Genomic DNA, 12,977 nt, shown 5'->3' with positions numbered 1-12,977 from the left:
GTAGGTGTGTAAATGAAGAAGTTAGAATTTATTGAAATGTTGGTATTTGTACTTATATTTGGATGGGGAACCTATATGTTTGGACGAGGCTTTTTCTGGTCGAAAGAACAAGAAACAGTGTTGAGTGATAGCCTGTTCTATTTAGCGCTACATCAAATTATGCCAATATGGGTTTGGGGAATTGTTGCTATGTTTTTCAGTTTGGTTTTGATGACGAGTGCCTTCTTTATTCCAAAGCAAAAAATCAATAACGTCTGTAATTATTTGTTAGTGATCGGTGGTCTAGGTTCTGCAATTTTGTATTTTTTAATGACAAGTGCGAGTATTTACCATTCGATTAATTGGTTAGCCACAGCGCAGTTTTCAATAATCACTGTTGTTTGTGGACTTCTTGCATTTATTGGAGGGGCAGACATATATGGAAGAAGAAAGTAAATACGTTCTACGTTCGGAATGGATCGATAGTAACGGCAAGATATATGAGCGAATCAATATGGATAAAATTGAATACAATAGTAAAATTTCAGATTTGAGTAATAGAATAGAAAGACAAACAGATATCGCACAACGACAATTAGATTCATTAGAAAGACAAGAAAAGAATTTAGAAAAACAAGAAGGACATGCCGCTAAATTAGAAGATGTCATGGATAAACTTGCTGATGATTTTGTAGATATAAAATATAAAGTTCAAAATCATAGTGATAAAATCAAAGGTTTTGAAGGGTTAATAGCATCAAAGCAACAAGGTAATCTACAACTTACTGGTATTATTGTAGGTGCTGTTGTAAGTGTAATAGTTGCAGCAATTGGATTTGCACAAGTATTTTTTTAAGTCGGCGTGTAACGTCGGCTTTTAATTTTAATGGGGTGTATAAATGATATATAAAAGTAAAGATGTAAATACTAATATAAATGTTTCAAATATAGATATAGGAAATATAGGTGTTAAGTTTTATACAGAAGATGTAGGTACAGCTTCAATAAGAATTTTCTTAAATTGGAACAATAGCCCAATTAATTTAAAAACAGTTAACTTAATTCCTAAATTAGATTTGTTTTTAGCAGATGGTTCCATATTTATAGATGAACCTTTAGAAATAATTACAAGTGAAAAAGGGTTAGTACAATATAACGTGAGTGATGAAGTTATAAAGCACAGCGGTTTAGTTAATGCTAAATTATTTCTTGTATCAGACAATGAAAAAATACATGCAGCTAACTTTAGTTTTAATATTGTAGATAGTGGTGTTGAAGGCAAAGTACAAAAAGAAATAAGTGTGAATTTAGTTGAAGATACAGTGCGAAGAATTATGAGTGATGATTTAACTGTATTATTAGATAGTGGTTTCAAAACTGAACTAACAACTGATTTACAAAATTATATATCGGAAAATTCAGAACAATTCAAAGGACCACAGGGAGAGCGTGGTATGCCTGGTAAAGATGGAGTAAATGGTGTAGAAGGCAAGCAAGGTATACGCGGAGAACCTGGAGAAAAGGGTGAACCTTTTAAATACACTGATTTTACAACAGAGCAATTAAATAATTTAAAAGGACCTAAAGGCGACCCATTCAAATACACAGACTTCACTCAATCACAATTAGACGCTTTAAAAGGTCCAAAAGGTGATAATGGTGTTCTTGTTAGTGATAGTGGATGGATTGAACTACCGTTATTAAACGGAGTTACTGCCGATACTTATAACAATTCCATTAAACCTTCATATAAAGTTATAAAAATCGGAGGTATAACGATAGTAAGACTTGTCGGTATGATTACAAACCTATCTAATAACGTTACATTTAGCCAAATTCCAAAAGAATATGCTATACAATTAAAAACATTTTATTCTGTAGCATTTGATAGGAATACTAATGAAAAACTTACTTTTACAATTTCTTTTAATGGAGATTTAAAAGGTCAAGGGTCAATAACAACCACCAAAACATTTATATTAGATACTATGTGGGTTGCATAAGGAGGATAATATGTATAAACAAATATTTAAAAAAGAAGATGGAAGACCTAGTTTAATAGAAGGCGATGAATTTAATTCTGATATTTACACAGATATTCAACCACCTAATGGGTTATATCAACCTATTCATTTTGACGGTAACCAATGGGTTGGTACGTCATACCAAGAATGGTTATCTAATCAAGAAACGCCTACGCCTAAAGATCCAGACCCATTAGAAAAAGTTGCGGCAAATCTTCAAATGCAGTTAATGAAGTCAAATATCGCACAATTACAGTTACAAAAACAAAATGCACAAATGATGATGGAAATAACAAAATTAAAGGGTGGTAATTAATATGTGGCCAAGTTACGAAGATATTAAATATTTTTACGATGTGAATGCTTATTCAAATGATGATATTAAAACTTATGTTCAATACGGCGTACTAACAGAAGAACAATACAAACAAATGACTGGCGAAGAATATAAATAAGTCACTCCTAACGGGGTGGCTTTTTATTATGGAGGTTTTTAAATGAATATTACAAAAGGAACTGCAGTTAGGATTCTAGCTTTAATTTTAGCTTTAATAAATCAACAACTTACAAAACATGGTATTAGTCCTATTCCTAGTGACGACCAATTATTAAGCGATATCGTTGTGTGGATTATTGGAGCATACACAGCTTATAAAGATAACCCAATAACTAAAGAAGGTAAACAAGCTAACGATAAATTAAAAGAATTGAAGTACGAAAAGAAACAACCGACTAATGGTATGGCACCTAGCGATTTTGACGCAGATAAAGACGGACAAATATAGGAGGGATTAAATGACTGTAAATAAAACTAAATCACAAGCAATAGCTTATTTAAATACGCTTAAAGGTTACTGGTGGGACTTTGACGGAGCATTTGGAGCACAGTGTTTTGACTTAGCTAATAAATATTGGAACTATTTAACCGGTGGTAGATTAGATGGGTATTATGCTAAAGATATACCTTTTAAAAATAACTTCAGTGGACTTGCAACTGTGTATGAGAATACGCCATCTTTTCTTCCACAGAAGGGAGATATTGTCGTATTTCATAGTGGTTATGGCGGTGGTGCTGGTCACGTTGCAATTGTATGGTCTGCAAACATCAATAGTTTTGTATCACTAGATCAAAATTGGTACGGTGGTGCACAAAGTAATCCTAGAGAAGTCGCACAATTAATTACTCATTATTACGACAACCCTATGTATTTCATAAGACCATTATACAAAGCAAAAGCAACTGTGGTTGAGAAAGTTAAAGATAAAGTAACGACTACAACAAAAGCTAAAGCAAAAGGTAAGAAAATTCTAATCGCTAGTGGTCATGGATATGCAGATGTTGGAGCAGTTGGTAACGGTACAAACGAACGTGATTTCATTCGTAAATACATTGCACCTAACGTACAAAAATATCTAAAACAAGCTGGTCACACTGTTGATTTATACGGTGGAAGCAAGCAAGACCAAAATTTATATACTGATACGGCTTACGGTGAACGTTTGGGAGATACAAAGAATTACGGTATGTATTGGGTACACAATCAGAAATATGATGTAGTAGTAGAGTTACACCTTGATGCGGCAGGCGCAAGTGCAACAGGTGGACATGTTATCATATCTAATCAATGGCCGGCGGATAAGATTGATAAAGATATAAATAACTGTTTAAAAGCTACTGTAGGTACAATCAGAGCTATTGACCCACGTAATGATTTACTTAATGCAAATGTATCAGGTAGATTAAACATTAACTATAGATTAGTAGAAATGGGATTCATAACTAATAAAAAAGATATGGACTACCTTAAAAAGAACTATGACAAGTTTAGTAAAGAACTTGCTGGTGCGATTAATGGTAAACCTATTGGTGGTACAAGTGCTGGTAAAAAACAAATTACTTGGAACTGGAAAGGTAGGTTTACTGCAAATACCACTATTAAAGTTAGACGTAAACCTGGATTAAGTGGTGCAATTGTTGACAAAGGTTCTTGGATTTATAAAAATCAATGGGTAGATTTTGTAAGTGTGACTAAGAAGGACGGTTATTGGTGGATTAAATTTAAATATCCAACTAATCCAAAGGCTGGTTATTTCTATATGGCAATTTGTAAAATTACTGATAAAAAAGAACGACTCAAAAAAGAGAAAAAGTTATTTGGTAAGATTAAATATAAATAATATGATAGAATTGAAATTAGTCTCTTCCACGAGATTATATTACAGGGTAGGCACGGCCAAGTGCTTGCCCTATTTTTTATGTTATAATTTATTTACATGTATAAGTCCTTTCTCAAATTTTTATATCCACCACCCACACATGTCACTGGGTGGTTATTTTTTTATTTACATATAAGAACAAGTGTTCTATTATATTCATGAGGTGATTATATGAAACCAATTAATCCAGATGTACCTGATGAATATAAATATACAACTGACTATAGAGAGATACCTAGAGAGTATCTTAATCCACGTATACCAGAAGGTCGTGGAATTGTTAAGTGGCAGGCGTTCAAGACCCTCCCCGAACAATATGAGCAACTAGAACAATACATACAAGACCAAAACAAGATTGAAAAACCGATATTAGACGACGATCAATTGAATGAGCTTAATAACACATTGATTTTCAAAATGTACAACGACCCATCAATTGAAATGCGTTACTTCGAAAATGGATATATTAAAACGAAAGTAGGTTACATTCATAAAGTAGATGTGCATACGAAAACACTACACATGTATGAAGATACTGGAATGAGTGTGTTGAATTTAAAAGACATATTGGAGATAAAATAAACCCACCTAAATGAATAGGTGGGTATTAATTATTCTTCGTTTAAACCAAATAATTTAATTGCTTGATCAGAATCATAATATATTTCTGAGCTAAGGAATGATTTATTAATAGCCTCTTTTAAAGCATCAATTCTATTATTAATCAATAAATCATCAGAATCAGATTTAAGAAGGTAGACATATCCAGACCAACCCATTATTTCTTTGCCTAAATATACACCACCACAATTTTCTTCAAAATAATACTGGTATGACCCAATTAATTGAGCTAAATCATCTACATTTTGGCTTTTAGGGTTATTCCAAATTTTTTCCCATAAATCATTTGCATTTTTATAATACTTTGCAATATCACTATCACCATTCATTAATTTTTCAAACGTTAATTTCAATTGCATAAAAATACCTCCCAAATTTTATTCGAATAGTATGCAACTACTCATTATATTAACTATACCAATTTAATGAAGGAATTAGTATTAAAATTATCGTTATAAATAGTCACAAACCGGTCACAAAAATCTTGTGATTACTATATTTAAAGGCTTTTAAGAATCCCTCCCAGGACACTAATAGCGTTGAATAGCGCACATTTCAAACTTAGAAACCCCGTCGTTACGGGGTTTCTTTTATTTTGTCTACAATGCGATACAATAGAAAACAAAATTTTATGGCACTGGCATGGCACCGAGAAATATATTTTTACATTGCTGATAAAACTTCAATTGCTTTGTTATTTTCTTCAAGATATTTTTCTTCTAACAAATGGGAATAGATTTCAGTAGTAACAGAAATATTTTTATGGCCAAGCCTTTTTGAAATATAATAAATCGATACATCATTTGCGAGGAGATAAGAGCAATGCGTATGTCTTAATGCATGTGAAGTAATCTGTTTAATACCATGTAACTTACAAGCCTGTTTTAGTTGCTTGTTAACAGCGTTAATAGTAAGTATAGTACCAAAAGAATTAAATAGTAATCCTTTGGTATTTAGTTTGAGTTTTTCAATCATACCAGTAATGTGTCTCATATCATCTTTAGCTATAGTTAAAGTACGAGGTGATACATCATTTTTACGTTCATCTATAAATAATTCATTTTTTACTTGGTTAATGTATTCATACTTCATATTTAAAACACCACTTATTCGACAGCCTGTACAAATCATTATAAATAGAGCGAGGGATGAACGATTATTTTGTGATTTGAAATATTTTTTAAGTGTTTCGTATTCTACTAGGTTAATATACTTGCTTTGTTCATCTTTTGGGGGGTTAGATCCTTTAAATGTAACCTTGTAAGTAATATTCTTAGGTAATAGTCCTTCATAAACAGCATCGTCTAATGATGATCTGATATATCCATTTAGTTTTCTTATTGTTTCTTTTGAGTGTGTTTTAGAAAATTCATTTATAAATTGTTGATACATATTTCGTGTTAATGATTTAAGGCTTGTCTGTGAAAATGAATGTTCTCCTACATGTTTGATTGCTGCTTTATAGGATTTGTAGGTTTTTGGTGTTACATTAGGCTGTTTGAATGTCTCACACCAATTCTTAAAGTAATCATAAAATGATAAATCATTATCAAGATATAATCCATTAGATAATTCATTAAATTTTTCATTTCCTGCATACTCAGCTTCACGTTTTGTTTTAAATCCTTTTTTTCTATAGCGTTTTCCTTCATATACAAAGTCATACATCCACTTTTTTAGTTTTTTATCATATTGTTGTGTTTTCATAAGCTGTACCTCCTAAAAAATATAAAAATATATAGGGCAGTTTGAACTGCCCTATATTAACGTTTTAAACTATTTAGTATTTTTTGTTTATCAGACCAAGGTAATATATCTATCCCTTCGTACTCTGCTGCCTGAAGGACTTTATTTGGGATAGTGTTTTCTTCATCATTTGCTATAACTTTCATTTTAGGTTGTAGTCTATTTCTATTAGGTCTGTTATTTTTAACATCTCTATAAGTAAAAGAATTTGAAGTGATTTTATTGAAATCTAAGTTATTTGCAAAATTGATTAGTATTTCAGATTTAGATTTTGAGGGAGGAAGAATATAATCAATTGTATAATTAATACCAGATTCACCAGCTACACTAACTTTATCAGAACCGCCAATTTCTTCTTCATATAAGAAATCATAAACCTCTTCATAAAAAAGATTAGATATATTAGTTTTAATCGTCATAGTTAAATCATACACTTTTAAGATACCTTGAAGTATATTATGCTTAGCTTGTGCAAAATTTTCAAAAGCAGCATCTGTTACAATTTCATCATTTACAAGTTTTAAATTAAATTGATTTAATGTTGTAGTAATTATCATCTGCCTAGTTTTAGTTTTAACATCAATTCCATATATATCTAATTCATTAAGGGTTAAACCATCGTCTGAAAGTCTAATTTTATTATTAGTATTTACATCCATATATATTCTAATGTAATCGTTTAGATGATTCTTAAATGGTGTAGTAATCTCCATGGAATCATCTAGTTTTTTGTATTTATATTTTTCTTTCAGCCATTTAAAATATTCATCCATTTTTTTTTCAATGATTTCCATGAAAATTACTCCCTTCTCTAAAGTAAAGTATCATTTAGAACAAGTGAATCACGCTTTATATTCGTATAATCCATAAAAAATTCTAGTGAATCTATAATTTCATTTACCAATATTATATCAGTAATCTCATTTAATGGAACCGCAATTCTTCCGTTATCATATTCATCAGTAAAAATATGTAGGTGTGGTGTTGGAATCACTTTAAAATCAGGAGGGTTTTCATGATCAGAACCATTAACATCAAATCTTACCATACTTGATTTATAAGTACTACTATTGATAATTAACGTGAGATTGTTTCTATTTCTATGACCTTTCCGATTGATGATTAAAGTGAATTTTTCCTCGTGGTCAATTACATGGATTAACTTATGTTTAGCTTGTTCGCCAGCGATTGGTAAAGTACTAAATTTCTTTTCAAATACTTTTATTTTTTTCATTAAATTATCAAATACATTTTTGTCCAATATTATCACTCCATCACTTTTCTGAAATAATTTTAAGCAATTTGATAATTTCATCATTCTGTTCAACAATTTTTTCTTGTTGCTTAATTATAGTATCATTTTGTGCAATTTGAATAAAATTTTGGTTTTGCTGTGTTTGATAATAATTATAAGTTGCTTGTTTTTCCATATTTAATGTAAACGTACCAAAAGCGTGATAAAATTTATCGAAATTAGCCATAATATTTTGTTTACTAAAAGCATTTAAAGTAGTTTGGCTCGGATAATAAATACCTTGTGTTGCAAAGAAGTTAATTAACTTTTCTTTTTCATTATCTGAAAGAACTTTATCAGGATTTAGATTTGTAGAACTACTATCGGATAAAGAGAATTCTAACTCCTTTTTAAAAGTCTCTTTATCAGTTTTAAATAAATGAATAAGTCTTTTCTTTGTGACAATATTAAAATTTTTCCATTTCTTTTTGTCTTCTTTATTCAAATCTTTAATGATATTTCCTTCAGTATACGATTCCTTAAATGTTAAATTTTCCATTCCAACTATCTCCTTTATATTAAAGTCTATCAGCAGCATCCTTAATGATTTGTTCATCAGATTTTTCTTTCCAATCATGAGGTGAAAAGTTAAAAGTAATACTTGGGTCATCAAAAAACTCATAAAGGGCAGGTCTTAATCTTTTTGCTTTTTCATTTCTTCTCTCTGATCTTTTCCAACCTTTTGGTAATCGAGTTACTCCTATACAATAAATTTTATCCATTTCATTGACGTCATCTTTATAAAGTTCCTTTGCTAAAGAAATATTTTTTTCTTTACTTGAGTTTAGATTTGCTTCAGTAGGAATCGCTTTATTAAGACTCTCATAAAAAGGAAATAGCCCTTTACCAAAACTAGATGATTTTATGCCAAAAAAAGTATATATAATATTGTAATCATCTATAATTAAACCGTTATTATGTGCTTCAACTATCAAAGAATCTTTGATGATTGACTCTTTATAAAATGTTAATTGTACCTTTGCATATTTATTTATTCTTTTAATAAATTCACCTTTAAATCTACGAATAAAGACTAAATAATTTTCATCTTTGTACTTGAATTTAAATGAATCGATAATATAATCTTTATCCCTCATATCGTCGAATATTAATTGCATATTAGGTAAATGTAAGTTGCTCATGGTTATCTACTCCTTGTGTACAAAATAGAATTCTACATAACAATTCTCCCAACAACTCTGAAGTTGTCATTATCTCTTACATAGATGTCGTCATAGTAAGGATTAATAGATACCAACTTCACAGTCTTATCATTAAATACAACTTTCTTTATCAATGCTGCATTATTTAATACAACCAAGGCAATCGTATTGTTAAGTACTTGATTTTGCTTGCTAACGAAAGCATAGCTCCCTTTATCAAACATTGGCTCCATAGAATCACCATTAACTAATATCCCAAATTCAGCATCTTTAGGTAGATCATTTACATTGATATTAATCTCTTCATATAAAACATCATCATATATTTCTTCACCTAAACCAGCACCTGTGGCTCCGTATATAGGGAAGGGGATTATATTTTCTTCAGCTTCTATATTTTCCTTTTTATGATTATATATATTAGTTACATTAAAAGTATCTTCATTTACTGTGTTTTCTTGTTGGGTAGCTAGTTGATGCTCAGCATAAGTAAATACCTTCTTTTGATTAAGAGATGTGAGCTGGTTGTAAATTGTTGTGATGTCATTTTTAGAATCAGAGTTTACTTCAACTAAATCTGCTTTATTTATACCAAAATAATGAGCCAGTAATTCAATTTTATCGATACGTGGATAAGTTTTTGCATTAATCCAATCAGAAACTGTCATATATTTTAAATTTAGATCTGAACATAGTTTATTTCTATCTATATCAAATTTGTTCATATAATACTTTATGTTATTTGCCATTATTTCCTTATTGCCTAGCATTTGGCTCACCTCTTAGATAATATTTTACGGTTAAACCATAAAAAAGTAAAGTTGAAAATAAAAAAGAAAAATTTACACTTGATATCACGGTAAAACCGTGATAAATTATAAGTGTACCTAGTTATAAATTTTGGAGGTGATAAAAATGAAGAATGTAAATACGGAAGCTAGGTATACTTTGAAAATGTTGAGAGCCAAATTAGAATTGACTCAAAAAGAAACAGCAATAAGTCTAGGTATATCTGAAAGTACGTGGAATAAATGGGAAAACCAAAAATCTTTTCCCAATGCTAAGCAAATTTCTGACATTGAAAGTTTATTTGACGTTAATTATAATGAAATTATTTTTTTTAACGTTAATCACGGTTTAACCGTGAAAAGAGTCATAGGAGTGGAGAGCTAGTGAAAAGCAAAGTATTAAAAATAGCCCTTTTAATTACAACTGCAATTGTGACTAAAAAGGCTTTAGATGGTATTAATTAAATCCAGAATAACAAAATTTTTGCTACTTTTTTATAAAGATATTTTGATAAATTGAGTTAATTTAACCATCAAATTAAACATGGTAGTGAGTAGCCTGAGGAAATAGTCTCTAATGATTTAATTATCAGTATTTTTATGATTTGAAATATCGACAAATACAATTAACCAGAAACAAAATGGTCTTATATTTTCTGGGAAAAAGGGCAACATTTGAACAGATAAAAACTCAACTAGAGGAGTTATTGAATCGACTAAATTATCAGACAAGGCACCTAATAAAAACAATTCTAGTTTAGGAGTGGCTTCATGTATTTTTTGTTAGTATTCGCATCATTATCGATATTATAGGTATTTATATTTGTTATCTCTTTATCTGGTTTAAAAACAACAGGTTCCCAATTGATAACTTTAATAGGTTTAGTGTTAAAAAGAGAGTTTTTGACATACTCATATCTCATGATTTCAATAGTTTTATCAATAGTATCAAAGTCAATATCCACAAGTTCTTTAAAACTATTCATAGAATCATTAGAAAATAGACTACTTCGAAAATTTTTGAAATTAGGAACTGTAGTTATACCTGATATTTTTAGGTTTAAAGTACCAGCATTACCAATCTCTAAAAGTGTTTTTTCTGTATAAATTGTTAAGTTCATTAACAGATTTTATTACATATTGTGTATTACTAAACGATTTATTTATTAAGTATTGAGTACCCTTTAAGGTGCTTATAATTCTTGTTAATTATTGCCCTAACATTTTTTAATGGATTAATGTAATGCACTTAAAACACCACCTTTTTTCGCAGTACCGATAAAAATAGTATAGCACAACGTAAATTTGGAAGGAGTGATTACATGACACAATTAACAGTCACAATACCAGAGCAATATGTAGTCATTACAAAAGATGAACACGATCAACTTATTATGAATCAACAAAAAGCAGTATGGACTATGGATGATTTAAAAGAAAATTTAAAGATTAAATCAGATGAAGTTATTAAAGATAGGTTGTTAGACAGGCCTAAATTCAAAAGGAAATTAATTGAATTGGATATTGTACATGAACCCAATCGTGATTTTAATCAATGGAGATTTAATGGCCCTAAAATGTATCAATTTATTCAAGAAAATTGGAAAGAGATTTTTAGAAGGAGGTGAATAGTATGAGCAAAACTGATTTTGCTTTTTATATTGGAGTGATGGTTTGGATTGCAATATCATTTTATACTTTGTTATTTTCAGAAGATTTTCATCTGAGCATTGTATTGGGTATAGCTTTTGGAATAATAAGTGGCGGTTTAGCAAAATGGTTTTACGATATAGCAATAAAAAAAGACTGTTAGCAACGACAATTGCAAACAGTCAGATACAAAAATATACAACTTAAATATACAAAAATAAAAGGAGGCCGTCAAGAATGGCTGTAAATTTATCAGATAAAACGAATAGTGAACTAAAACAATATATAAAAAAACACACTATAAAATTACAAAAAGCTATCATAGAACTTAGTAAAAGAAGTGAAGTTAATGCAGGATTAAATCTTCAAGTAATTATTAGTACAGAAGATGACGAAAAAGACTTTTGGGGAGACAGTTTAATTGCGCCTGATTATATGGATAAGTTTATTGTCTCTGAAAGCAAAGCTTTAGAAGCATTAAAAAAATTCCAATTATTAAATTCGCTAGATGAACTAATAAATACTATGAACAAATAGGAGGTGTTATTAACTTGAGTAGAAGTTCAATTAATACAAAAGATATGTCTCATAAAGATTGGTTGAATGTTCGGAAAACTGGAATAGGTGGTTCTGATGTAGGTACTATTCTTGGTGTTAATAAATGGAAATCTCCAATACAATTATATTTTGAAAAAATTGGCGAAGTTAAAGAACCAGTTTTAGATAATGAATATATCTATTGGGGCAATGTCTTAGAAGATGTAGTTGCTCAAGAGTTTAGTAAACGTACAGGTAAAAAGGTTAGAAGAGTTAATAAGATGTTCAGACATCCTAAATATAATTTTATGATCGCAAATATAGATCGTTCCGTAGTTGGCGAAGAAGCTTTATTAGAATGCAAAACCACTTCAGAATTCAATAAAGACAAGTGGGAAGATGATGAAATTCCCAGCTCTTATCTAGCTCAAGTACAACATTATTTAGCAGTTACAGATTATAAAAAGGCTTATATTGCAGTGTTGATTGGCGGTAATAGATTCATATGGAAAGAGATTGAACGTGATGAAGAATTAATTAATCTCATTATAGATAAAGAAAAAGACTTTTGGGAGCGATATATATCGGAGAATGAGATACCCGATATGGATGGTTCAGATGCTACAAGTGAATTTTTGAAGCAAAAATATAAGGAAAGTTTTAGTAGTGAAAAAATATTAAACAATGAGATTGAAACAACCATTGAAGCATTAAATGCTATAAAAGCAGAAGAAAAAGAAATTAGAACACTTAAGCAAAAATATGAAAATGAAATAAAGGCAACATTAGGCAATGAAGAACGTGGGATGTCTAAAAATTTCAAAGTTAGTTGGAAAATGCAAAATAAAAAATCATTTGATAAAACATCATTTGAAAAAGATTATCCAGATTTATCAAAAAAATATACAAAAGAATCAAAATATCGCGTACTTAGAATTAAAGAATTGAATCATTAGGA

21 protein-coding genes are annotated in these 12,977 nt (G+C 29.9%); 13 read left to right on the top strand and 8 right to left on the bottom strand.

Features of this window, described 5'->3' with window-relative positions:
* The first annotated feature begins 12 nt into the window (after positions 1 to 12).
* The 8 genes from M1D64_RS08505 (at position 13) to M1D64_RS08470 (ending at position 4,802) form a co-directional block, all read left to right on the top strand.
* A complete protein-coding gene (locus tag M1D64_RS08505; RefSeq protein WP_480977443.1) occupies positions 13 to 435 on the top strand; it encodes a hypothetical protein in 423 nt (140 codons plus the stop codon).
* Positions 419 to 835, top strand: a complete 417-nt coding sequence (locus M1D64_RS08500; RefSeq protein ID WP_129334843.1) for a hypothetical protein — start codon at positions 419 to 421, stop codon at positions 833 to 835. Before M1D64_RS08505 ends, M1D64_RS08500 begins: the two co-directional genes overlap by 17 nt.
* Before the next feature lie 43 nt (positions 836 to 878).
* Positions 879 to 1,982, top strand: coding sequence for a BppU family phage baseplate upper protein (locus tag M1D64_RS08495; RefSeq protein WP_129334844.1), 1,104 nt, complete (start codon positions 879 to 881; stop codon positions 1,980 to 1,982).
* Positions 1,983 to 1,992: 10 nt separating this feature from the next.
* Positions 1,993 to 2,319, top strand: a complete 327-nt coding sequence (locus M1D64_RS08490) for a hypothetical protein (protein WP_480977442.1) — start codon at positions 1,993 to 1,995, stop codon at positions 2,317 to 2,319.
* A gap of 1 nt (position 2,320) precedes the next feature.
* A complete protein-coding gene (locus M1D64_RS08485; protein ID WP_270892774.1) occupies positions 2,321 to 2,458 on the top strand; it encodes an XkdX family protein in 138 nt (45 codons plus the stop codon).
* 42 nt (positions 2,459 to 2,500) lie between these two features.
* Positions 2,501 to 2,788, top strand: coding sequence for a phage holin (locus M1D64_RS08480; protein ID WP_480977441.1), 288 nt, complete (start codon positions 2,501 to 2,503; stop codon positions 2,786 to 2,788).
* A gap of 10 nt (positions 2,789 to 2,798) precedes the next feature.
* Positions 2,799 to 4,181, top strand: coding sequence for an N-acetylmuramoyl-L-alanine amidase (locus M1D64_RS08475; RefSeq protein WP_480977440.1), 1,383 nt, complete (start codon positions 2,799 to 2,801; stop codon positions 4,179 to 4,181).
* A 210-nt stretch (positions 4,182 to 4,391) separates the two neighbouring features.
* On the top strand, positions 4,392 to 4,802 hold the full coding sequence (locus M1D64_RS08470) for a YolD-like family protein (protein WP_480977439.1): 411 nt from the start codon (positions 4,392 to 4,394) through the stop codon (positions 4,800 to 4,802).
* Between the two features lie 29 nt (positions 4,803 to 4,831).
* On the opposite strand, the gene M1D64_RS08465 is transcribed toward M1D64_RS08470, so the two are convergent.
* From M1D64_RS08465 to M1D64_RS08435, 7 genes are all read right to left on the bottom strand, one after another.
* Positions 4,832 to 5,200, bottom strand: a complete 369-nt coding sequence (locus M1D64_RS08465; protein ID WP_069796293.1) for a hypothetical protein — start codon at positions 5,198 to 5,200, stop codon at positions 4,832 to 4,834.
* A gap of 304 nt (positions 5,201 to 5,504) precedes the next feature.
* Complete coding sequence (locus M1D64_RS08460) at positions 5,505 to 6,548, bottom strand: tyrosine-type recombinase/integrase (RefSeq protein ID WP_069825784.1); 1,044 nt, start codon at positions 6,546 to 6,548, stop codon at positions 5,505 to 5,507.
* A gap of 56 nt (positions 6,549 to 6,604) precedes the next feature.
* On the bottom strand, positions 6,605 to 7,381 hold the full coding sequence (locus M1D64_RS08455; RefSeq protein ID WP_069825785.1) for a DUF1828 domain-containing protein: 777 nt from the start codon (positions 7,379 to 7,381) through the stop codon (positions 6,605 to 6,607).
* A 17-nt stretch (positions 7,382 to 7,398) separates the two neighbouring features.
* Entirely contained in the window at positions 7,399 to 7,857 is a 459-nt protein-coding gene (locus M1D64_RS08450; protein WP_241686683.1) for a DUF6978 family protein, read from the bottom strand.
* Positions 7,858 to 7,861: 4 nt separating this feature from the next.
* A complete protein-coding gene (locus M1D64_RS08445; RefSeq protein WP_069825786.1) occupies positions 7,862 to 8,380 on the bottom strand; it encodes a hypothetical protein in 519 nt (172 codons plus the stop codon).
* 19 nt (positions 8,381 to 8,399) lie between these two features.
* Positions 8,400 to 9,023, bottom strand: coding sequence for a DUF6037 family protein (locus M1D64_RS08440; protein ID WP_069825787.1), 624 nt, complete (start codon positions 9,021 to 9,023; stop codon positions 8,400 to 8,402).
* Positions 9,024 to 9,055: 32 nt separating this feature from the next.
* Positions 9,056 to 9,793, bottom strand: coding sequence for an XRE family transcriptional regulator (locus tag M1D64_RS08435; RefSeq protein WP_176720834.1), 738 nt, complete (start codon positions 9,791 to 9,793; stop codon positions 9,056 to 9,058).
* A gap of 166 nt (positions 9,794 to 9,959) precedes the next feature.
* Here M1D64_RS08435 and M1D64_RS08430 point away from each other — a divergent pair, with 166 nt between their 5' ends.
* A complete protein-coding gene (locus M1D64_RS08430; protein WP_069825789.1) occupies positions 9,960 to 10,217 on the top strand; it encodes a helix-turn-helix transcriptional regulator in 258 nt (85 codons plus the stop codon).
* A gap of 367 nt (positions 10,218 to 10,584) precedes the next feature.
* Here the strand turns inward: M1D64_RS08430 and M1D64_RS08425 are convergent, their stop codons facing one another.
* Positions 10,585 to 10,953 carry a hypothetical protein gene (locus M1D64_RS08425; protein ID WP_069825790.1) on the bottom strand — a complete coding sequence of 123 codons (369 nt, stop codon included), beginning with the start codon at positions 10,951 to 10,953 and terminating at the stop codon, positions 10,585 to 10,587.
* A 201-nt stretch (positions 10,954 to 11,154) separates the two neighbouring features.
* Here M1D64_RS08425 and M1D64_RS08420 point away from each other — a divergent pair, with 201 nt between their 5' ends.
* The 4 genes from M1D64_RS08420 to M1D64_RS08405 all read left to right on the top strand — a co-directional run bounded on the left by M1D64_RS08420 (position 11,155) and on the right by M1D64_RS08405 (position 12,975).
* Complete coding sequence (locus M1D64_RS08420) at positions 11,155 to 11,460, top strand: DUF771 domain-containing protein (protein ID WP_041080360.1); 306 nt, start codon at positions 11,155 to 11,157, stop codon at positions 11,458 to 11,460.
* A 5-nt stretch (positions 11,461 to 11,465) separates the two neighbouring features.
* On the top strand, positions 11,466 to 11,645 hold the full coding sequence (locus M1D64_RS08415; protein WP_069825791.1) for a hypothetical protein: 180 nt from the start codon (positions 11,466 to 11,468) through the stop codon (positions 11,643 to 11,645).
* A 74-nt stretch (positions 11,646 to 11,719) separates the two neighbouring features.
* Positions 11,720 to 12,019, top strand: a complete 300-nt coding sequence (locus M1D64_RS08410) for a hypothetical protein (protein WP_069825792.1) — start codon at positions 11,720 to 11,722, stop codon at positions 12,017 to 12,019.
* 14 nt (positions 12,020 to 12,033) lie between these two features.
* The gene (locus M1D64_RS08405) at positions 12,034 to 12,975 is read left to right on the top strand and encodes a YqaJ viral recombinase family nuclease (RefSeq protein WP_241686110.1); all 942 of its coding nucleotides are present in this window, start codon (positions 12,034 to 12,036) and stop codon (positions 12,973 to 12,975) included.
* Positions 12,976 to 12,977: the final 2 nt, after the last annotated feature.

It is taken from the genome of Staphylococcus sp. Z5-21, from assembly GCF_056529615.1.
The sequence above is the reverse complement of the archived record's forward strand: the minus strand, read 5'-3'. Positions and strand labels throughout refer to the sequence as shown.

What these genes read in the sequence shown, in the direction of transcription:
- M1D64_RS08505 (WP_480977443.1), top strand. Translation starts at nt 13, where the DNA reads ATGAAGAAGTTAGAATTTATTGAAATGTTGGTATTTGTACTTATATTT.
- M1D64_RS08500 (WP_129334843.1), top strand. Translation starts at nt 419, where the DNA reads ATGGAAGAAGAAAGTAAATACGTTCTACGTTCGGAATGGATCGATAGT.
- M1D64_RS08495 (WP_129334844.1), top strand. Translation starts at nt 879, where the DNA reads ATGATATATAAAAGTAAAGATGTAAATACTAATATAAATGTTTCAAAT.
- M1D64_RS08490 (WP_480977442.1), top strand. Translation starts at nt 1,993, where the DNA reads ATGTATAAACAAATATTTAAAAAAGAAGATGGAAGACCTAGTTTAATA.
- M1D64_RS08485 (WP_270892774.1), top strand. Translation starts at nt 2,321, where the DNA reads ATGTGGCCAAGTTACGAAGATATTAAATATTTTTACGATGTGAATGCT.
- M1D64_RS08480 (WP_480977441.1), top strand. Translation starts at nt 2,501, where the DNA reads ATGAATATTACAAAAGGAACTGCAGTTAGGATTCTAGCTTTAATTTTA.
- M1D64_RS08475 (WP_480977440.1), top strand. Translation starts at nt 2,799, where the DNA reads ATGACTGTAAATAAAACTAAATCACAAGCAATAGCTTATTTAAATACG.
- M1D64_RS08470 (WP_480977439.1), top strand. Translation starts at nt 4,392, where the DNA reads ATGAAACCAATTAATCCAGATGTACCTGATGAATATAAATATACAACT.
- M1D64_RS08465 (WP_069796293.1), bottom strand. Translation starts at nt 5,200, where the DNA reads ATGCAATTGAAATTAACGTTTGAAAAATTAATGAATGGTGATAGTGAT.
- M1D64_RS08460 (WP_069825784.1), bottom strand. Translation starts at nt 6,548, where the DNA reads ATGAAAACACAACAATATGATAAAAAACTAAAAAAGTGGATGTATGAC.
- M1D64_RS08455 (WP_069825785.1), bottom strand. Translation starts at nt 7,381, where the DNA reads ATGGAAATCATTGAAAAAAAAATGGATGAATATTTTAAATGGCTGAAA.
- M1D64_RS08445 (WP_069825786.1), bottom strand. Translation starts at nt 8,380, where the DNA reads ATGGAAAATTTAACATTTAAGGAATCGTATACTGAAGGAAATATCATT.
- M1D64_RS08440 (WP_069825787.1), bottom strand. Translation starts at nt 9,023, where the DNA reads ATGAGCAACTTACATTTACCTAATATGCAATTAATATTCGACGATATG.
- M1D64_RS08435 (WP_176720834.1), bottom strand. Translation starts at nt 9,793, where the DNA reads ATGGCAAATAACATAAAGTATTATATGAACAAATTTGATATAGATAGA.
- M1D64_RS08430 (WP_069825789.1), top strand. Translation starts at nt 9,960, where the DNA reads ATGAAGAATGTAAATACGGAAGCTAGGTATACTTTGAAAATGTTGAGA.
- M1D64_RS08425 (WP_069825790.1), bottom strand. Translation starts at nt 10,953, where the DNA reads ATGAACTTAACAATTTATACAGAAAAAACACTTTTAGAGATTGGTAAT.
- M1D64_RS08420 (WP_041080360.1), top strand. Translation starts at nt 11,155, where the DNA reads ATGACACAATTAACAGTCACAATACCAGAGCAATATGTAGTCATTACA.
- M1D64_RS08415 (WP_069825791.1), top strand. Translation starts at nt 11,466, where the DNA reads ATGAGCAAAACTGATTTTGCTTTTTATATTGGAGTGATGGTTTGGATT.
- M1D64_RS08410 (WP_069825792.1), top strand. Translation starts at nt 11,720, where the DNA reads ATGGCTGTAAATTTATCAGATAAAACGAATAGTGAACTAAAACAATAT.